At 44.1% G+C, this 20,406-nt stretch carries 19 protein-coding genes; 4 read left to right on the top strand and 15 right to left on the bottom strand.

The features are described 5' to 3' along the window. Positions 1 to 138 precede the first annotated feature (138 nt). Positions 139 to 1,008, bottom strand: coding sequence for a mechanosensitive ion channel family protein (locus tag DFR28_RS13510; protein WP_170132100.1), 870 nt, complete (start codon positions 1,006 to 1,008; stop codon positions 139 to 141). Between the two features lie 233 nt (positions 1,009 to 1,241). Between DFR28_RS13510 and DFR28_RS13505 the strand changes: the two genes are divergently transcribed. Then, entirely contained in the window at positions 1,242 to 1,823 is a 582-nt protein-coding gene (locus DFR28_RS13505) for a hypothetical protein (RefSeq protein WP_113954886.1), read from the top strand. 126 nt (positions 1,824 to 1,949) lie between these two features. Here the strand turns inward: DFR28_RS13505 and DFR28_RS13500 are convergent, their stop codons facing one another. Then, positions 1,950 to 2,474 (bottom strand): NADPH-dependent FMN reductase, encoded by a 525-nt coding sequence (locus DFR28_RS13500; RefSeq protein WP_113954885.1) that lies wholly within the window; start codon positions 2,472 to 2,474, stop codon positions 1,950 to 1,952. A gap of 120 nt (positions 2,475 to 2,594) precedes the next feature. Next, complete coding sequence (locus DFR28_RS13495) at positions 2,595 to 3,248, bottom strand: peroxiredoxin (protein WP_113954884.1); 654 nt, start codon at positions 3,246 to 3,248, stop codon at positions 2,595 to 2,597. A 362-nt stretch (positions 3,249 to 3,610) separates the two neighbouring features. Here DFR28_RS13495 and DFR28_RS13490 point away from each other — a divergent pair, with 362 nt between their 5' ends. Further along, positions 3,611 to 4,987 (top strand): exopolysaccharide biosynthesis polyprenyl glycosylphosphotransferase, encoded by a 1,377-nt coding sequence (locus tag DFR28_RS13490; RefSeq protein ID WP_113954883.1) that lies wholly within the window; start codon positions 3,611 to 3,613, stop codon positions 4,985 to 4,987. Positions 4,988 to 5,156: 169 nt separating this feature from the next. Beyond that, positions 5,157 to 6,206: a glycosyltransferase family 4 protein gene (locus tag DFR28_RS13485; RefSeq protein WP_170132099.1), complete on the top strand. Its 1,050-nt coding sequence runs from the start codon at positions 5,157 to 5,159 to the stop codon at positions 6,204 to 6,206. Between the two features lie 51 nt (positions 6,207 to 6,257). Here the strand turns inward: DFR28_RS13485 and DFR28_RS13480 are convergent, their stop codons facing one another. The 12 genes from DFR28_RS13480 to DFR28_RS13425 all read right to left on the bottom strand — a co-directional run bounded on the left by DFR28_RS13480 (position 6,258) and on the right by DFR28_RS13425 (position 18,454). Then, positions 6,258 to 7,052, bottom strand: a complete 795-nt coding sequence (locus DFR28_RS13480) for a formyltransferase family protein (protein ID WP_113954881.1) — start codon at positions 7,050 to 7,052, stop codon at positions 6,258 to 6,260. Beyond that, the gene (locus tag DFR28_RS13475) at positions 7,049 to 8,395 is read right to left on the bottom strand and encodes a DUF4910 domain-containing protein (RefSeq protein ID WP_113954880.1); all 1,347 of its coding nucleotides are present in this window, start codon (positions 8,393 to 8,395) and stop codon (positions 7,049 to 7,051) included. The genes DFR28_RS13480 and DFR28_RS13475 overlap by 4 nt, the downstream gene beginning before the upstream one ends. A gap of 93 nt (positions 8,396 to 8,488) precedes the next feature. Further along, the gene (locus tag DFR28_RS13470) at positions 8,489 to 9,280 is read right to left on the bottom strand and encodes a class I SAM-dependent methyltransferase (protein WP_113954879.1); all 792 of its coding nucleotides are present in this window, start codon (positions 9,278 to 9,280) and stop codon (positions 8,489 to 8,491) included. Continuing rightward, entirely contained in the window at positions 9,280 to 10,632 is a 1,353-nt protein-coding gene (locus DFR28_RS13465; RefSeq protein WP_113954878.1) for a capsular polysaccharide export protein, LipB/KpsS family, read from the bottom strand. Before DFR28_RS13465 ends, DFR28_RS13470 begins: the two co-directional genes overlap by 1 nt. Then, positions 10,629 to 11,897, bottom strand: a complete 1,269-nt coding sequence (locus DFR28_RS13460; RefSeq protein WP_113954877.1) for an MATE family efflux transporter — start codon at positions 11,895 to 11,897, stop codon at positions 10,629 to 10,631. Before DFR28_RS13460 ends, DFR28_RS13465 begins: the two co-directional genes overlap by 4 nt. A gap of 12 nt (positions 11,898 to 11,909) precedes the next feature. Further along, positions 11,910 to 12,953, bottom strand: coding sequence for a pseudaminic acid synthase (pseI, locus tag DFR28_RS13455; protein ID WP_113954876.1), 1,044 nt, complete (start codon positions 12,951 to 12,953; stop codon positions 11,910 to 11,912). After that, entirely contained in the window at positions 12,946 to 13,602 is a 657-nt protein-coding gene (locus tag DFR28_RS13450; RefSeq protein ID WP_113954875.1) for a formyltransferase family protein, read from the bottom strand. The genes pseI and DFR28_RS13450 overlap by 8 nt, the downstream gene beginning before the upstream one ends. Continuing rightward, on the bottom strand, positions 13,599 to 14,702 hold the full coding sequence (pseG, locus tag DFR28_RS13445) for a UDP-2,4-diacetamido-2,4,6-trideoxy-beta-L-altropyranose hydrolase (protein ID WP_113954874.1): 1,104 nt from the start codon (positions 14,700 to 14,702) through the stop codon (positions 13,599 to 13,601). Before pseG ends, DFR28_RS13450 begins: the two co-directional genes overlap by 4 nt. A 5-nt stretch (positions 14,703 to 14,707) precedes the next feature. After that, positions 14,708 to 15,409, bottom strand: a complete 702-nt coding sequence (gene pseF / locus DFR28_RS13440; protein WP_113954873.1) for a pseudaminic acid cytidylyltransferase — start codon at positions 15,407 to 15,409, stop codon at positions 14,708 to 14,710. After that, a complete protein-coding gene (gene pseC, locus DFR28_RS13435; RefSeq protein WP_113954872.1) occupies positions 15,406 to 16,572 on the bottom strand; it encodes a UDP-4-amino-4,6-dideoxy-N-acetyl-beta-L-altrosamine transaminase in 1,167 nt (388 codons plus the stop codon). The genes pseF and pseC overlap by 4 nt, the downstream gene beginning before the upstream one ends. Positions 16,573 to 16,577: 5 nt before the next feature. Continuing rightward, positions 16,578 to 17,588 carry a UDP-N-acetylglucosamine 4,6-dehydratase (inverting) gene (gene pseB / locus DFR28_RS13430; protein WP_113954871.1) on the bottom strand — a complete coding sequence of 337 codons (1,011 nt, stop codon included), beginning with the start codon at positions 17,586 to 17,588 and terminating at the stop codon, positions 16,578 to 16,580. A 92-nt stretch (positions 17,589 to 17,680) separates the two neighbouring features. After that, positions 17,681 to 18,454 (bottom strand): WecB/TagA/CpsF family glycosyltransferase, encoded by a 774-nt coding sequence (locus DFR28_RS13425; RefSeq protein ID WP_113954870.1) that lies wholly within the window; start codon positions 18,452 to 18,454, stop codon positions 17,681 to 17,683. 224 nt (positions 18,455 to 18,678) lie between these two features. On the opposite strand from DFR28_RS13425, the gene pilB reads away from it, so the two are divergent. Next, positions 18,679 to 20,379 (top strand): type IV-A pilus assembly ATPase PilB, encoded by a 1,701-nt coding sequence (pilB, locus tag DFR28_RS13420; protein ID WP_113954869.1) that lies wholly within the window; start codon positions 18,679 to 18,681, stop codon positions 20,377 to 20,379. Positions 20,380 to 20,406 lie beyond the last annotated feature (27 nt).

Below are 20,406 nucleotides of genomic sequence, written 5' to 3'. Positions count from 1 at the left end.
GATGCCTCAAAGTCAGCGATGCTTTGAGGCATTCTTTTTCCCCTTCTTATTTATCCGAACCCACTCACACGTCTTGAGTAACTAGCAACTCGTTAGTCGCGTTGTTCCTCCGGCTGGCGCTACCTCAGCTATACGAAGCTAAGCTGAAGATACCTGCCTAATCGGCAACGCGGCCATAGCAATATCATTCTCCTGAAAGACTTCAATCAAAGCCTCAAGAACAGTTGATCGCAATACAGTTCGAGTTTTTACATCTTCTAGACGGTAGCGGGCTTCATACAAAACACCTGACAGCAAATGCCCTTGTTCGTCGTCCCAGATAGATCGAATAACCACGGTTGTAGTGCCATTAATAATACCTTCCACGCGTTCTATCGCCTCAATGGTCTTCTCTTTAACAAGCGCAGGATTAGCAGAGAATTCGGTTTGAAAGCGAATTCGGGCTCTCACCGGCTGCGGATCCATCGAGAAGTTCTTAATGGTTGACCCAGCCAGCACCGCATTTGGATAGTTCACCAAGACCCCGTCAGTGTTGCGAATCACCGTACGGCGTAGGCCAATTTCAACGACATCGCCCCAACCGCCCCAATGCTTGCCGATTTTATCGATAATAATACGGTCGCCGATCCGAATAGGCCGATCGGCAATCAAGAAAATACCGGCCAGAATGTCGGCTAAAGTCTCTTTGGCCGCCAGGCCAATTGCGATGCCGAAAATACCCGCACCGGCCAACACGGGTCCAACTTGAATGCCATTAATTTTCAGCACCCAAATCAAACCTGCGAACAGCGCCACTAGCCATAAAAACTGTTTTAAGAAATGGATTAGGCGGTCATCGAAATCATTGTCGGTTCTTGCAGCGATTCGTTCAAGTCGCTGCAGCACTACGAACCTGGCTAGGTAGAAAAATATAATTGTCGCTACCACGGCAAGCAGAGATTGGCCCAGAACCGGCAAACTGTGCCAAAACCCAGAAAAGTGATTAGTGAATTGGTTTATTTTTTCCATAACACGATTGTCATCTATACAAAAAAACATACTATCAAAATCGACATCGAGATACTTACCTTAAGAACTCATGCGGTCTAGAAGCAAGCAACTAGCAGCCAAAGTAAATAACAGAACTGGGCCTCTCAAGTGCTCATATCTAATCAAGAAAAAGCGATTGCATTTTGTGCTAGGATAATGGACACATATACATAAACGGACATATTCAGTTAGTTGGTTCAATAGGAGGCATCATGCACAAGACCACTCTGCTCGGTATTTTTATTACCCTAATCATGCTCGGAGCACCTAGCACAACGAGCGCTAACGAAAAGGACAGGCTATATAAACTGTATGGCGATGCGCCTAAAGGGTCCAAATTGCGGCCAATTGAAGCCACTTCCTATATTCCCTTCAATAAAGAATACTCCCAGCTGTCCGAACGTCAGAAAAAGATCTATCGCGCTGATTTCCAAGGCCTACAGCCAGATCAAATTCCGCCATTCCCTGAAGGCGGCGTCAATCAAATATACGAGCCTCTCATCCAAGGTCATGCAAGGATCGGTGGTGGCGGCGAACTATTGCTATTTGCCGATATCGACGAGGAAGGTGTTGCGCAAAAAGTGACTGTTTACAAAAGTCCAACCGAGGAATTAGCCGAATTGGCAACCACGGTCGTGTTCAACTTAAAGTTTCACCCAGCCACTTGTGCCGGCGAGCCATGCGCCATGGAATTTCCATTTTTATTTGACGTACCCCATCGCAACCGAGAGCTCAAGTCATTAAACAAAGAGGACTTTGGCAAAGGCGACATCGACACGGCTTACTCAAAATGAGATAAAACATCTGACATCACTTCTAACGATGTCAGATGTTTTTGTAAGAGTGCAACTTTACGCAACGCCACAATTAGCCTTTCTAGCGAGCCACAGCGTTCTAGCGAGCCACAGCGTTCTAACGTTCTAATTAGTCACAGAGAGTCGTTTATGGAACCTATCTAAGGCGTTTTTAAGAGCATCCGACAACACCTGATCTTGAAGAACGCCTTGCATATCAAGCTCGCTACCTAATAGCGGAATGTCCACACAAGCGTCCTCAATAACGCTACCAGACATCGTCACAAGCACTTCTCTCAAAGACGCTAAAGCATGAGATGCGCGCGGTGACGTATTGACAAGCATGATCGGTTTGCCGGGAAATTCGACTCCGCTGACCAACCAGTCCAACGCATTCTTCATTGGACCACTTATACCATGAGCGTATTCTGGACTAGCTATAATCAAGCCCGCAGAATCAGCCAACTGAACGTTAATGTTAACCAAGGCATCTATGACCTGATCATCCAAATCAGGATTGAAAAGCGGCAACCGGCTTATGTCTCCGATCACTATTTCTAGATTATTGGGCGCCAACTCCCTCAGTGCCTCGAGCGCGACTCGGTTGTACGATCGTTTCCGCAAACTTCCTGCAAGAGCCAACAACTTCATTTCTAAGCTCCCACATTAAACTTAGTTCGATTTCGACGTACTCAGCAGTCGGGCGATACGTTAAACCTAACGCATCGCTCGGTGTCCTGCTGCCTTACAATAAACCTTACTTCACACCAATTAGGTTGGAGTCTTAGCAAAACGCAAATACGGTAATTTCGTATCGATTTCTCCAAACTTCTCTTTCGCCTGATCATCATTCAGGGTAAGCGCAACAATCACGTCTTGGCCTGGCATCCAATTCGCCGGCGTTGCAATAGGGGCACCATCAGTAACCTGAACAGCATCTAGCGCACGTAATATTTCGGCAAAGTTCCGCCCTACTGACATTGGGTATGACATTGTTAATCGAACCTTTTTGTCAGGGCCAATAATAAAAACGGTTCTAACCGTCGCACTATGAGCCGGTGTCCGACCGTCGGGCAAATACGCATCAGCCGGTAGCATATCGTAGAGCTTAGAGACCTTCAGCGATGTATCATCGATGATCGGAAAGTCTGCCGGCGCGCCAGAAAAAGCCTCAATGTCGCGCTTCCATTTTTTGTGCTCTTCAACGTTGTCGACCGACACGCCCATCACCTTAGTGTTGCGTTTAGCAAACTCAGGAACAAGTTGTGCCACCGCACCGAACTCGGTGGTACACACCGGCGTAAAGTCTTTAGGATGTGAAAAAAGGATGGCGTAGCTGTCGCCAATCCAGTCGTGCAAAGTCAGCGTACCAGCGGTGGAGTCCACCGTGAAATCTGGAGCAATATCGTTAATCCGAATAGCCATAAAAGTAACCCTCAGTAGTTGTTCAGTTAATTTACAATGATATAGCTTATTGAGTCAAAGCATCCTACTACTCGTTAATTACTACGCCATACCTCTTGAGATACAATTACAATGAATCAAACCATTGGCATCCAAACCAACAACCTAGCTTGTATTTAATTAAAAATCGTCGTCATACCGTATGGTATTCAGTAGTTACCGCTAAATCAGTCACACCATAACTCATCAGTTTTTTGAGCTCACTAATTTAAGGCCAATAAAACTGAATAAGTTATAGTCGCGTATAACAAGTCGATTAAACCATTCTGCCGTTTAGCCAAAACATAATTAGAGAAATAATCACAGTTATTAAATAGAAACCCATGCGAACAATAAGCACCCCCTATTATAAGACGCTAGACCTTTTCGCCATTATATTTGCAGCGGTATTAGCTTATTGGCTTAGGTTTGGCGAATTTAGGCTAGCGACAGACTACATACTCCCAACAACAATATATGCGCTGTCTGCATCGTACTCATTAGCAATATCCGGCTTTTATGGTGACACAAACTCAGGACTATCATCACGGAAACTAACTGCAGTAATTAGCGCAATAGCCATCGCAGTGTTGATCACCACCACTATGATGTATCTCACTAAAACGGGGCAATCCTTTTCAAGGATATGGTTTATTGGCACCGTCGCAATCTCTCTCTCTGCCATCTTATCCTCTAGACTTATTTTAGCTCGCATGTTTTCTACGTCATTAGGAAGACAAGCTATTGTTATTATTGGTGGTAATCAAACCGCCATCAAAGCTGAAGAAAAATTATCCAGTCAGGCTGCAGCTAACCAAGGCATTACGCTGCTACGGCGCTTTGACGTCCTCAAAGAATCAGACCCCAAGGATGCTATAAGGAAATCAGTAGATTTTATCCGTGAGCACTCAAGTCACTCTAAAAGGTCGATTCCTGTATCGGAAGTCTGGTTGACCGCTGATGTATTTAGCAATCAGCCTATTGCCGAATTCGAGCTACTAATCAGCGACGTCTCAGCGACGGTTGTTTACATCCCAGAGATGCCTCTATTGGCAGGGTTCGACATTCGCAAGGTGGATTCAGTGATGGGGGTTCCAACTTTAAACTCCGGTCATCGGAAATCGCGAAAAGTGAATATTTTCTTCAAATACCTCGAGGATAAGGTTGGTGCAACTATACTCTTATTGGCAGCACTGCCAGTAATGACGATCATCGCCATACTAATAAAATTGGATTCCAAAGGCCCCACGCTATTTACTCAGCCTCGTCACGGGTTTGCGGGCAAAAAGTTTAATGTATTCAAATTCAGAACTATGTATTTTAGCGGTGGAAATGAAGTATTCAGACAAGCAGTGACAGACGATGCTCGTATCACGAAGTTTGGGAAATGGTTAAGACGAACATCACTTGACGAGCTCCCCCAATTAATTAACGTGCTAAACGGAACTATGTCGTTAGTTGGCCCAAGACCTCACCCAGTCGAACTCAATCATGACTTTCGCCATAAGATTGATCAATACATGGCGAGACATTCGGTTAAACCGGGAATTACCGGCCTTGCCCAAGTAAATGGTTATAGAGGAGAGACTTCGACCCAGGAGATGATGGAAAATCGAATTAAATGCGATCTCGACTACGTCCAAAACTGGAGTGTCTTGTTAGACATAAAAATACTATTTGCCACTATCAAACATATCTTAGTCACGGACAAAGCCGTTTGATCTTAAAGCACTCAAAGTTTATACCGCGCACATGTAAGTTAATGCTCAAGTCAAACCTAATTGCTCAATCAATTATTACTTAATGTATTTTTTTAAACGAAAATCGAAACAACAGACCCGAGTATTAGTGGTAGGCCAGACGCCACCGCCACATAACGGTCAATCAATTATGATAGAAAATCTAATAAGGAGTAAGTATAAAGAAATACAAACCTTTCATGTTCGGATGGCATTTTCTGCAACAATCGACGAGATAGGCATATTTAAAATCAAGAAAGTCTGGCATTTGGCTCAAACTATTTTTCGTATTGCTTTAGCTAGAATTCGCACTGGAGCAACCATCCTATATTACCCCCCCGCCGGCCCAAATAAACTTCCGATGTATAGAGACATCACAATACTTCTCTGCACTCGTTGGATGTTTAAAAAAACCGTATTTCATTATCATGCAGGTGGCGTTAGTGAGCTATACCCCACGCTTTCAACAACCTTAAAAACCCTTTACAGAGCTGCTTATTTTAGTGCCGATGCTGCAATTTTACTCGCTCAAGAAAATCCCAGAGACGACCATGTATTGAAAGCAAAACGTAGCTATATCATTCCCTATGGTATTCACGACTATGCAACAGACCGAATGTTTACCCGAACCTACCCTCGCAACCCTCAGCACATACTATTTGTTGGGGTCCTATGCGAATCGAAAGGTGTACTAGTCTTATTATCGGCGCTGAAACAATTATGTAAAGCAGGACATCAGTTTACAGCAAGTTTCCTTGGCGCCTTTGAATCCCCTGAGTTCGAAACAAAATGCTTAGCTATAGTACAGAACTCTAGACTAATAGAACAAGTCACATTCAAGGGCGTACTAACGGGTGACATTAAATGGAAAGCATACGAAGATGCCGATGTACTTTGCTTCCCAACTTTTTACGAATCTGAGACATTTGGCCTAGTTATTCTAGAGGCCATGCAATTTGGGCTACCCGTGATTTCAACTTTCTGGCGTGGTGTTCCATCAATTGTTGACAATTCACAGACAGGACTCCTAATTCCAACACAAGACAGCACTGCATTAGCCTTAACGATCCAGCAGCTACTCGAAGCTCCGGGCCTTGTAAAAAAACTTGGCGAAAATGGTCGGAGAAAATTTGAAACCAATTACTCTAAAGAAATTTTCACAGAAAGAATGGAAAGGATGTTCAAGGAGGTAATATTGTGATCAAGACTAGATTATATAATTGATTAAAATCCAATTATTTAGATTAGTTAGCTAAAACTGCCTAAATAGCTTCGGTTCTCTATTTTGAAATGCTCCATCGAGATACTGGTCGACAACCTTGTCTCCATAAGTCTCGTAGATCAACTGCAAGTGCTCCGGCCTCCAGTCATTAACCAACCAAAGTTTGCCACTAGTACTATGATGCTTCTTAATCAGGGGAACAGAGGATCCACGCAACAAACTGATTACCGTAGGCAGCTCTTCACCAACCTTTAAAACCGCGCGACAAGCCAAATCATGTACACCGTCACCACGAACCAAGTCGGCAGCAGCTTGATGAACCACGGCCCCAGCATCTAATTCCTTTGTCAATTCGTGAATAGTCATACCAGTCATTTGAGGTTCCAGAAAATAACTGGGCCAAAAATGTGTGATCGCCCCTCTATACCAAGGCGACAAACCACCATGAATATTCCATCTCTCGCCTACCACCAAATCTAAAGTAGGATCATCGAGCCTGTGGCACCCATAGCTTAAAAGCAAGTCAACTGGATTTTCGGATAAGATCGACTTAACGATAGGGCCGTTTAGCTGTTCGCGAGTAATCTCAACAACCCTGCAATCCGGCCAATCTTTATCTTCGAAAAACTTCGACTCGGCTTCTTGACGCTTTTGAAAATGCATACTGAACAAGGACTCAGCATGCTCTGACAAACCGGTCGGCGGGGCTGGCACATGATTCTCACGCACCTCGCTAATAACAGTGGAAAGATGTCCAGTCTCAGCAATTCTTCTTGCTATGTACTTATGACGCGGGTGATTGCCCGTAATAAATATGATATTCATGATCTAACTTCCAACTTCAACAGGCCTTGCTCCTCTAGTTCCTCGACAGTATATCGCAACTCTTCAACACTGCAATGGCAGGCATCTGCCACCACTCGCATGCGGTTAAGTCCATCGCCCATATTTAATAAAGTTAATATACGATTTAACTTAGTTCGAGAGTCAATGGTCATATCGTCAGACTTATCACGGGTACTCTGCGAATTCATGCTCGGATATAAATTTCGCTTACCCAGTTGAGGTTCTCCGAAAGGTGATTGATTTACGGGATAGCCACTAATCTCAAATACCGTAAGTACTCTCTCAATAGCATCAACACTGTTTAGCAATGAATCTATTCCCATAAACTGTTTATCATCTAAGGAATTATGATAACCATCATATTCACCATACACCGTCCGCGAAATTTGCCCCATAGGATAGTTAAATCCTGGTGCACAATACTGTCGTTCGTCACTGCCGCTTGTTGGATCAAAGTTTTGATACTCAAGCGATATTCCGCAGCCTTCTTTACCTTCGCTTAGCGCGAACATCAGTTCATCCATAATCGTGTCGCCACGACGACTGGCTTTGTAACGCAGCCTTTCGGCTGGCCCACCTACGCAAGTTAGAATCAAGCCACCAACTAGAAATTTATTTAGATGGTCCTGATAACGATGAATAAAACACAGAGAACCAATAGTCTCTGGGTTAACTAAGAATCGATATGTATATCTTCTTTTTTTCCAGCTAGAAAGCCTTCGATATAGTGACAACAACGCAAGCGGGCCACTCAGCTCATTGTTCGCCAGTGATGGGTGACATAAATAGCTACTGAGTAAAACTTCCTTTTCGCTTTCCCCAGGCAAAACACAAGATGCAAAAGGGACACCTCCATCAATAAATTTTGCCTCGATTAGAACTCGATAAGTACCATTTGAAAGCGATTCATAAACATCATTAGAAATACAAAAACCCCAGTTTTCTTTGTAGTAGCTGGTGACGTATGGAATAGCTGTCGGCAGGTCGGGTAAATGATGCAAGTGCTGTTTCAGTTCTTCTAATGACACATCTCTGTCGATTGGAGTTGAGTAATTAACGACCTGAAGGTTATTTATATCTGTGTCACAAATCAGTGCGCCATTCGGCCCCCAGAGCCGAGCTCTCTGACAGTGCCATTCACGCGGAGTTGTCCAATCAAATACCTTAGAGCCCGACGGAACCTTTTCCAAAACCAGCGGCATAAATTGAGTCAAATACTCGATCGACTGTTCAATCCCGGGTCCTGTAATTGAGCGAAACATCGGGAAAAGATCGTCGAAGCACTGCTCTAAAAAATCATGTTCACTTGCAGGTTTAGGCATATTTTTTCTTACTGGCTCTGTTATATGTATTTCGTTAAATAGTTACTAATACCACTTCGGACGAACACGACAACCATCGCAAGTTCCGAAGCTCTAGTACCTAGCCTTACGCGCCAATACTATTAATTGCTGCGGTTCTCGATGTTCAAAAAATCTTCGCTCACTCCACTCAACTAGCTTAAGTGGAGTGAGCGCTAAAACCAATTTGGCACATCGAATTATGACCCGAGTCCCCAAACGAGCATCAGCTCCAACAAATTGTTTTTCTAAAAAATACCCAGTCCATTTGTCACAAGCCTCCTCATGCATCGGCTCAAACCCACATCTAATCAACAATTGACGTAATGAAGCCCTGGTATAAGGGCGAACATGTTTCGGGTCATCCCATACCTCATTTATCGGCACATTTATCAAGAGCACTCCTTGGTCGCTTAGCGAGGCATGAAATGCAAGCAAAATACTCTCATCATCTGAAACATGCTCTAAAACATGTGAACAGGTTATAAAATCCAACTCTGCTGGCTCAAGGATAGATGAATCCTCAATCCGCGCAGGAATCACCGAACGACCTGACCAGCTTAATATCTTACAAACATTGGTCATCGCCTGACTTGACAAATCGAAACAATAAAGCTGAATTCTCTTAGGCATTTTCAATAACAAACTACCCCAACCACAACCAAAATCGAGTAGGCTAACCGAACCTGAATCATTAGTAGAGAGGAATTCGTCAATGACTGGCAACAAAACACGGGCATTCACTCGTGCCTTTGACTGTTGATCGAAAGAAACTAGGGTATGCAAAAAGACCAAGAATAAGTTCTTGTTTTGATACTGCGCATTGTAAAAACGCTTATTCTCCTCAACTACCGAATCGTGCTTCATCAGTTTAATTCACCTGTTAGTTTAAGAACACTATAAATCGGGAACAGCAATCTTTGTACATTTTGGTCGGACAACACCTCATCATGCATGTAATTGAAATGCCCAGGAAAACACTTAGACATATAGTGATGCATTACTTGTGGGTTTGGCTTTAGCAACTTTTTCTCTAATCCTCTGAGCGCGCTTTCCAATTTTGCGAAGGAGTCCACCAGAACGACTCCATCATAATTCGAATAAAAGGTTCTCCCCATCTGTAAAACAGGAACTCCTGCACAAAGCGCTTCAAAGCCAGCGGTGCTGGTAAGCGTAACTAAAGCATCAAAGCGGTTAATATTCGGTTTTAAGTCAAAATTCGGATTCAATAAATAAGTATTAGGTAAAGATGCAACATATCTGTAGAAAGATATATCTCTGGTGCCTAACGCCTGCTTGTGTTCCTTCACTATGAGCCGAGCGTTACTCGGCAGCGAAAAGGCAATATTTTTCAATAATTCCAAGTCATATTCATAATAGCGAGACAAAACCGAAGTTGACGACTCAGGCCGTAAATGCATTGGGAAAAGCACGTTTATCGTATCCGGTGATTGAATATCGTCCACGAACACATCTGAAAGGCTGACCCAGCGGTAGCGAATCCTTCTCCAAATATACTTTTTATAATAAGCTCGAAGCTGGTGCAGAAAAGTCTTACCGGTTTCGTGCGACTTCAGGGATATTAAATTGAACGATCGGATTAACCGATGGATAGTCTTTAAAAACGCCAGCTCCCCTTTCCGAGGCTTGAGGTAGTCTGGCGGTTTAGTGTAATCAACCGAGGCGCCAATCACCTCCGAGGAATTTGTCAATAACTTCTCCCCGTAAGGATCCTGAAAAATATTAACATGCGCCTCAACACGCGCAGGCATAAAGCCAATAAACTCAGCTCCCACCTGCTTAGCCTTAGAATAGCCAATATAGAGAAATGAGTTTGATGGCGGTTCGCTGACAACAACATCAAACCGATTGCCCGCAAATATTTCATCAAAAAACATCACGATTTTTTTATATTCATCCCAACTTGAACGATGGCGACCATAGAAATAATTATCTCTAATAAATGTGGGATATGCAGTCCAATAGTCGATCTCTATGGAGGCTAATGTTTCAGCATCAAACTCATTGTTTAAATAATCTGAAAGGTAATAGATAGGCGCTACTTCTCCACAATTCGTATTGGTAAACCGCTCATAAAACGGAGAGGTCGCAGCAAAAACCACCTCCACCCCATCACTAATTAGCTGGGAAGCAATTTTATGCATTAATGGAACGTATTGCCCTGGGCAATCGCCTAATAGGATTAGGACCTTTTTCATCTTGCATGCCTCAAAGTGTATTTGGAAGCCAAATACATATTCGCAAGGTAAATAAAACAGAATGAAACGATTGTAGCAGTAGCCGCTCCAATCGCGCCAAAGACCGGCACTAGCAATAGATTAAGCATCGTATTAATAAGCATTCCAACCAGTGCCGTCTTAGCCAAAATCATTTCCTTACCCGCAAGGTAAAGTCGATAATATGGAATCATACTTAAGTTGATAACAAAGGCACTAAATAGCAGAATAAAGTAAGTGAATATATTGTCTTTGAGCTCGACTCGATCTAAATAAATCAAAAGAAGATACATCGCGGCTATTCCAACGACCGTGATCAACAGCGAAAAAATGACAATGTTTTTTTGTAACCCCCACAACAACCTTTCGTATTCAGCGAATTTTTTTTCACGATAGTGACTAAGCAACAAAGGTATTACAGTGACAATCAAGCCCGTATAAACAAATTCCTGAACCAATTTCGCTACGCTGCCAAACATCGTATACACACCAACCAAAGCTTCATCATAGTAGTACTGCAAAAAGAATCGATCACTCAACTCAATTGTCTTCACAGCCATAACTGCAACAAAAAATTTGGCACAAACCTTAAGGCCACGAACCACCCAACCATAATCAACTTTCAAAACTAAGCTACCCAGCACAATATATTGAGAAAGATAGCCTCCACCCAACACAACACCCACTAAAGATGACGCGCCCCAAAGCCAAAGAATCGACCTCAGGTTGGCTTGCTCAGGATAGTAAAAAAATATAGCTATGGCGATGCATGCCCATAAACCATGCACAACAAAAGATACAATATAGGCTTGAGTTATACCTCCAAACACAATAAGCAATCGATTAGCTTCTTGCCCAATGTGTGAACACACCGATATCCACAAAAAGAAACCAAGCAACTCCCATGGCAAAAAATTACCACAGAATGCAAATACTGATATTGGGAGAATTACAAGGTAAGTCACCAGATGAATAGCAAATTGATTCACTATCATCTGAGTATTGCGCTCCGGGTCTGAGAGGGATAGCTCTCTAGCCGTGTATCGATAAAACTCTAACCCTTGCAAGTAGTTCAGCACTGCGACACTGGATACAAACAAGCCATATATACCCAGCTGTTCCAATCCCGAATATTTGGTCAACAGCAAGACTAAAACCAATTTGCTGAACATAGATAAGCCTCGAAGAACAAGACCCAGATAGTTCAGCGATAAGGCCGATTTTCGAATGAAGTCTAATTTACTCATTGAGGATTAAAATTAGTCCTCGAAGGCATCCCATGCAACCCTTGTACCGCGCGACACATCTTTGACTAAGCGCTTCCCCACTAATTCCTTATAGAACTTCGGCGCAATTCCATACCCTGGCCGAACACTGCGAATATGCTGTTCGTTAACAATAGTGCCAGCAGAAGCATCCTTTACGAAGTAAAGTGACCGCCTAAACTTTATATTATCTTTCTCACTGTCCTTTTGATGATAGCTTGGTTTGCCTACTGCGCTCCAGACCTCACGACACCCTTGGACAAGCTCGACCAACTGACTAGGAGTTATAGAAAAACTGTCGTCGGGGCCACCACCGTTTCTATCAAGAGTAAAATGTTTTTCAATTATCTTTGCTCCCAACGCAACGCTAGCCAAAGCAGTTGTGTTAGAGAGAGTATGGTCGGATAAACCGGTCAATACACCATAACGATTACGCATATCTAAGATAGTGCTTAAATTATAATCAGCAGCCGGAGCCGGATATCCACTCACGCAGTGCAAAATCGCAAGTTGAGTGCATCCTGCCTGTTTAGCGACATCAATAGCCTCTTCAATTTCTGTCTCATTCGCCATACCTGTCGATATAATTAATGGTTTACTGGTACTTGCGGCATATTCAATGAGTTGGTGGTCGACTGCCTCAAACGAAGCAATTTTATATGCGGGGGCACCCAAGTCCTCTAATAGATCGACCGCGGTATTATCAAACGGTGAACTAAATAAGGTAATGTCGTACTCCTTAGCCTTATTGAAAAGTTCTTTGTGCCAACCCCAAGGAGTATGCGCCCATTCATATAGTTCATAGAGGGTTTTCCCACTCCATAGCCCTTCTGTAATCTGGAAATCGGGAAGTGAACTATCAAGTGTTATGGTGTCAGGTCGATAGGTTTGAATCTTTACCGCATCAGCACCTGCTAACTTAGCCTGCCGAATAATTTCAAACGCATTTTCTATCTTGCCATTGTGATTTGCAGACATCTCAGCAATGACATATGGCCGAGAACCCTCATCGATTACAGATTGTCCGATTTTAATCATTATTGATCTCTTCCATTCTTTCTAGACTTAATTTATATACCTTGCCTCGTAAACGAAAAAACGCTGGATACCGAACAGGATCACAAACTCGCAACAAGTCGAAATTCGCTTCAAGGGTGTCATTGGGATTTAGCTCACTATCCGCTGGAGTCCTGCGCCGGTAGTAAGATGAGGTACCGCTATCTGCCTGGGGCGCTGGCTCAATATGATCCATATTATCTAAAACAAACTGCATCAATTTAATTTCAGTAGTAAAAATTATCGAATTAACTTCGTCATAAAGAGCCGTCCTGGGGATCACCACCTCTTCCTGCGCCCAAATATCTCCAGTATCGACTATGTCTTCCGCGTTTATTGCACTAACGGTGAGCGTATCCCGGCCCTCTAGCAACGCCCAAACATGTGGACTCCAACCCCGCCCTTCAGGCAATGCACTAGCGTGCAGCACAATAGCGGCGCTATATTTTTCTCGCACCGCACAAGGCACTACTTCGGAACATGAAACCAAAAACAGGATATCACCCTCGCTTAAATCTTCGATATTAGTAATTATAGACACAGAATGGGTAGCTAAATTACTTCGCGCGAAATCGACAAGGTAGGGCATCACCGGATGCTCAGCCGAAGAGCAAAGAATCGTAACATTCATATCGTTGAATACCTCATCATGGCGTTTGCAATTTGTTTAGCGCCATCACCTCTCGTAATCTCCGCTGCTTTGTCACTCATAGCTTTAAGCATGGCAGGGTCATGAAACAGCTCAGAACACTTCTCGATCATTTTTATAGAAAAATTTTCATCGTCGATACTGCCCATATTGAATGCAGCCCCAACCGAATGCAACGATAATGCTATCTGCTTCTGGTTTTCAGCAACTTCAACTATCAATGACGGCACGCCAAGGCAACATCGCTCCCAAGCAGAACTCCCTGCTGCACCGATTACCAAATCTGCTCGATACAAGAGATCAGCAACATTATCTGTATCAATTAGTAGTTCAGTCTCAAATGGCAAACTCGGCAGTTGCATCTTCAAATCAGCCAACTTAGGCGATTGAGATCCTACCACAAGTTGGACAAACTCAAATTTACAGTCCTTGATCTTCGCCAAATTCGCCAGTACCAGGCCAGCGATATTGCCTGGATCAGTACCACCCATCATGATAAGTATGCGCTGCAAATCTCGACAACCTCTGCTCCGAAGACTCTTGTCCCGCATAGCCCGAAATTCATCTCTTAGTAACGCGTAGTTAGCTCCAACAAAAATTACAGTATCTGGCTGAACTAAATGCGCGTACATAGCAGGCTCCCTTGCATAAGTCTGATCTAGCAGAAAATCACACTGATGGTTACGGTTTGCCAGGTCATCAATCACCAAGCTCCGCTGGAAGCAGTTATCGACCAGTGACTCCCAACTCCGATCAAGCCCGTAATGATCTACGATAAGCCAGTCCCAGCTTGCCTGATCAAGCTTTGATTCAAAATCTAGTGCATCTTGCTCTTGCGAGACGCCAAGCCAAGGAAATTCTAGCAGTGAGACCGCGTCAATGTTCGCATCACTGCCGCCACCAAGCATAAACACTTGATGACCTTCCTTACGTATTTTATCTGCGAGGTAACAGGGAATGCGTCGACAAAAAAAGCTTATGTCCGCGCCGCGACGATCCAGTTCATTGGCTAGCACCAGCGTTCTCATAATATGGCCGATACCAGTATCCACACTGGCGTCTGCTCGGATTGCAACTTGCATGTTTGTTAACAAGAATGGATTCGATCAAACACTAGAGGAGCCATTAATTCAGCACGCTCCCAATCTTCAACGGTGTCGATGTCTACAACCCTCCAACGAGGAATCTGAGTTACCACTGAATGGCTCTCCAAGAGACCCTTGCGTGCCAGCCAAGCTTCACTAGTACCCCAGTAAAACATACCAGCATCACACCATGACAATGGGAGGTCTTGACTTCGGGTACTAAGGTGCTCTGGAAACACCAACTCAATTTGCCCGTCAACACCGGTTTCAAACGAACGATAAATCGATGTTTCAAGCAGTGTTGCAGAGACCACGTACAAGTGCCCCCCTGCACTGATTCGATGCCATGCGGTAGTTAAATCACTCACATCGAGAAATGGCGCAGTCGGATAGATACAACAGATGGTGTCAGTTTTAGAATCATCACTCTCTAGCCATCTCGCGGCATGCGCGATCACTTCAACAGTGGTCGTAAAATCATCAGCTAGATCATCAGGACGCAAAAAAGGTACTTCAGCACCAAACTGTTGAGCAATCCTAGCAATCTCCTCATCATCTGTTGACACCAAAACCCGATCAAACAAACCACATTGCAGTGCAACTTTAATTGACCATGCAAGTATAGGTTTGCCATGAAAGTCCTTAATATTTTTTCTGGGGATTCGCTTGCTCCCGCCACGCGCTGGAATTACTGCCACGTTCATTTCAACACGGCCTCCTCTAATACTTGTACTACACGCTCTTGATCTGCGATGCTTAAGCTAGGGTAAAGAGGCAAAGTTAATGCTTGGGAATAATATAACTCAGCATTTTCACAATAGTTATCTACAAACCCTAATCGGCGATAGTAAGGCTGCTTGTATACTGGAATATAATGCACGTTTACACCAATATTAGCACTGCGCATATCTTCGAACACTTTGGATCGTCCCTTACAAGCATCGATACTTAGTCTAACCACAAATAGATGATAGCTACTATGGCAGTGCTCACTTTCAAACGGAAGCTGGATCGAACTATTTTTAAGCAAACCTTCGTAACGCAGCGCTTGATTACGCCGCTCTTTAACAAAAGAGCTTAATCTATTTAGTTGGCTTCTCCCTAACGCCGCCTGCAGATCAGTCATTCTATAATTGAATCCTAAATCGATCTGCTGGTAAAACCAGTCACCATCACTTTGATCAATCATTTCAGACTCTTCTCGAGTGACACCATGAGAGCGGAGAAGCTCCATTCTGCGAGCCAATTTATCGTCATTGGTAAGTGCCATACCTCCTTCGCCAGTGGTGATGATTTTCACTGGGTGAAAACTAAAAACGCAGATATCGCTATAACGACAGTTACCAATAGGGCGGTTTTGATAATAACCTCCGATAGCGTGCGACGCGTCTTCAATTATCTTAAAACCATACTCACGCCCTAGCTCGAAAATCCGCTCCATGTCACATGATTGCCCACACATGTGTACAGCGATAACAACCTTCGGAAGGTTACCACTTTGCTTAGCAATTTTTAGTTTAGACTCCAAAGCGGCAACCGATATGTTGATGGTATCTAAATCAATATCGACAAAGTCAATCTCAGCACCACAGTACAGAGCTGCATTAGCACTAGCCACAAAAGTAATTGGGCTGGTCCATACTCTATCGCCTGGCCCAACGCCTAACGCAAGACAAGCAATGTGTAACGCCGAAGTTGCACTATTTACCGCAACTCCATGCCGCGCATCGACTAAATGCCGCACAGCGTCCTCAAAACGCGGCACTTCAGGACCTTGGGTCAAGAAATCCGACGTAAGAACATCCGTAACCGCACGTATATCATCATCGTTAATCGATTGCCGACCATACGGTATGTAGCTAACCATAATTGTTAAACCGTAAAGTCTGAATCGACATGATCAATAATCAGCTGCCTTATTTCTGCAACACTCAAAAAATCAGTATTACCGCCACTGTCATATTTAAAACCAAGCTCTACAGGGGCACCACCCTGTTTAGCGCAATAATCCAGCAAAGACATACCTTGGCCGGCCGGCAATATAGCAAAGTAGCGACCAAGATCTGCGGTATTCAAACTATCACTTTCGGTAATCATTTCCTCGTGCAATTTTTCACCAGGTCTAATCCCCACAACGTCGGTTTGCATGCCTGGAGCAATCGCTTCAGCAACATCGGTGATACGGTATGACGGTATCTTTGGTACAAACACTTCTCCACCACAGGCATTTTCAAGCGACCAAAACACCATGTCCACGCCCTCTGTCAAAGAGATATTGAAGCGCGTCATTTGAGGGTCGGTGATTGTAAGGGTACCCTGACTCCGCTGCTTTAGAAAGAAAGGTATTACCGAGCCCCTACTGCCCATCACATTCCCGTACCGAACAACACTGAACTTGATTTGTTTGCGCCCTTTAATATTATTTGCAGAGACAAACAATTTATCGGAACACAGCTTAGTGGCGCCGTACAAGTTGATTGGCGCAGCGGCCTTGTCGGTCGACAAAGCGACCACATTCTCAACCTCAGTGTCTAGACAAGCCTCGATTAGATTTTGCGCGCCTAACACATTTGTTTTAATGCACTCAAATGGATTATATTCCGCTGCCGGCACTTGCTTCAGCGCCGCAGCATGAACCACGGTATCAATCCCTTGAAGAGCTCTTTGTAGGCGTTCTTTATCTCTTACATCACCGATAAAGAACCTTATTTGTGGCCACTCAGTGTTAGGAAACTCCTGAGCCATCTCATATTGCTTCAATTCGTCACGAGAAAAAATAACGACACGGCGCACGTCCGGATACCGACTGAGAAGCTCACGGGTAAACGCAATTCCAAAGGACCCCGTACCGCCGGTAATAAGTATCGATTTCTTTGCAAACATGAGTTGAATAATTAGGGTTCTTATATGTGTGCCAACCTACACGAATAGGTACGTCGGCGTCAACGTATCTAAGCTGTGGCCAACCAACCTAGCTATCTGATCAATTTGAGTATAGCCCTATTAGCGAACGCTTTAAAAACAAGAATAATGAATACTGTATTCGTATAAAAATAACGGCGCCACAATCGCTTCGGTTCTTTTATCAGCCGATATAACCACTCAAGACCGCGATCCTGCATCCATTGTGGTGCCGACTGTTGGTCTCCTGAAAAAAAACTAAAGGCTGCTCCAACCCCCATTAACGCCGCGTCAATTTGATTCTGGTTGGTGGCAATCCATTTCTCTTGCTTGGGGCAACCAAGCCCCACGACAACTAAATTCGGCTTGGTGTCCTGTACTATCGCAGCCGATAACGTCTGCACATCTGGACGCTCCTCACGATAGGCTCCACAAACCACGACGTGCGGATATTGTTGCTCGATGTGCCGCACAAAGGCTTGTTGTACCTCGATCGTTCTACCGCCATAAACAAAAACCCTAAACTCTGTTTCACGTGGGGATGCCAGCACATGATGCAACAGAGTCGGCCCATACACACGATCCGTTAACCCCGCACCATGCAACCAATTCATCACCCACCGAATAGGCTGGCCATCTGGAACAACCAGACTTGCAGAGTCGATGGCGGCGGCGAACTCTGCATCGCGACGACGCTCCACCACACCATGCACTGGCAAAGCAAACACAGAAAAACTGGTTCGAGCCACCGCATGCGTTACAACACGCTTGGCCGCGTCAGTATAGTCAGTGATCGCATAGGGGATTCCAAATACGTCTGCCGTTGCCGGGCGTTCATTACTCTGCATTAATGTGTGTGATCCAAATAGTATTGAGCTATTTTAGCGCAGTATCACCCTGCATAATCGAGATAATTCCCATCAAAATTAGCGTAACTAAGCAGGAAACCTTCCTACATTTGACACCATCACAAACAATCACTTGTCTTCAACAACGGAGATTCCGAGCAAACTCTAGATAATTGGAGTATATTTATATCCACTCGCCAGCAGCACAGAAATCGCTTTACAACATGAACAAACCACTGCCAGCCCTCGCTCAAACACTAATCAATCTAGAGTTGGTTAGCCGCAACGATATTGAAGAAATCATCGTCGAGCATAAGGAACCTAGAGATATTGTCGCTCAAATAAATGACCGAGGAATTCTCTCAAGCTATGACCTAAGCAAACAATTTTCTGACCGTTTCGGTAGCCCATTGTTTGATATGGATGCGTTTGATGTAACGCAAATCCCGATGGATCATGTCGACATGAAACTTGTGGAACGGCATATGGCGCTGCCCTTATTCCGCCGTGGCAAAAATCTATTTGTTGCGATGTTTGACCCAACAAATAAATCGGCAATCGACGAGATTAAGTTCTACACCGGGTTGCAAATTCTACCAATCCAAACTGAGCTGACATCGCTCTCCAAGGCGATCAGTAGAATTCAGGAAGAGCAGCAAGACACCTTGGACGATTTCTTAGGTGAAGGTGACCTCGAACTAGACTTAGGTGAGGACAGTGACGACAAACCTAAAGATGATTTAGATTTTGATCCAAACGAAGCACCGGTTGTTAAATACGTTAATAAAATTTTGCTTGATGCCATCAATCGCGGCACCTCGGATATTCATATAGAGCCGTTTGAACGAGAACTAAGAATTCGATTTCGGATCGACGGCATTCTTCATAAAATCACCACGCAACCCATTTCGATTGCGCCACGAATCGTCGCGCGAATCAAAATCATCGCTAAACTAGACATTGCCGAAAGGCGCATACCTCAAGATGGTCGCGTCAAGTTAAAAATTTCACGCACCAAAGCCTACGATTTTCGTGTCAACACGCTTCCTACGGTATACGGCGAAAAAGTGGTTATGCGTATTCTTGACTCCAGCGCGGCAAATTTAGATTTGACCACGCTCGGGTTTACTACACAGCAATTAGATCTCTATCAGGCCATTGTTCAGCGCCCCTATGGCATGGTACTAATTACTGGCCCAACGGGTAGCGGTAAAACCGTGACGCTCTATTCTGCTCTCAATATGCTGAATGACCCAACCAAGAACATTTCAACAGTTGAGGACCCAGTGGAAATTCAATTACCGGGCATCACGCAGGTTAACATTAACGAAAAAGCCAATATGGGTTTTGCTGATGCTCTGCGTGCGTTTTTGCGGCAGGATCCAGACATTCTAATGCTGGGCGAGATTCGAGACTTAGAAACCGCTGAGATCGCAATTAAAGCAGCGCAAACTGGTCACATGGTTCTAAGTACATTACATACCAACGATGCCCCAGCAACCTTAACTCGGTTACTCAATATGGGCGTTCCCGCATTTAATGTCGCGTCAGCTGTGCAACTCATTGTTGCGCAACGTTTGGTTAGAAAATTGTGTCAACATTGCCGCGTTGAGACTGAGCTTCCACCAAAAGCACTACTCGATGCAGGCTTTACCGAAACTGAAATCGGTACATTTACCCCCTTCACTCCTAACCTGAAAGGGTGTCCATCATGCACAGAAGGATACAAGGGCCGCGCCGGGGTATTTCAGGTAATGCCAATATCTGATCATATTAAGACCTTGATCATGGAAGGATGTACAGAAAAAGATATCGAGGTTGCCGCCCAGAAAGAAGGCACCATCGACCTCCGAAGATCGGGTTTAATCAAAGTAAAAGAAGGTGTGACCTCACTTGAAGAAATTGAACGAGTCACTAACGTATAATATACTCATACTATATTTTTCTTTTTA

This window comes from Arenicella xantha (assembly GCF_003315245.1).
Taxonomy (GTDB): domain Bacteria; phylum Pseudomonadota; class Gammaproteobacteria; order Arenicellales; family Arenicellaceae; genus Arenicella; species Arenicella xantha.
The sequence above is the reverse complement of the archived record's forward strand: the minus strand, read 5'-3'. Positions and strand labels throughout refer to the sequence as shown.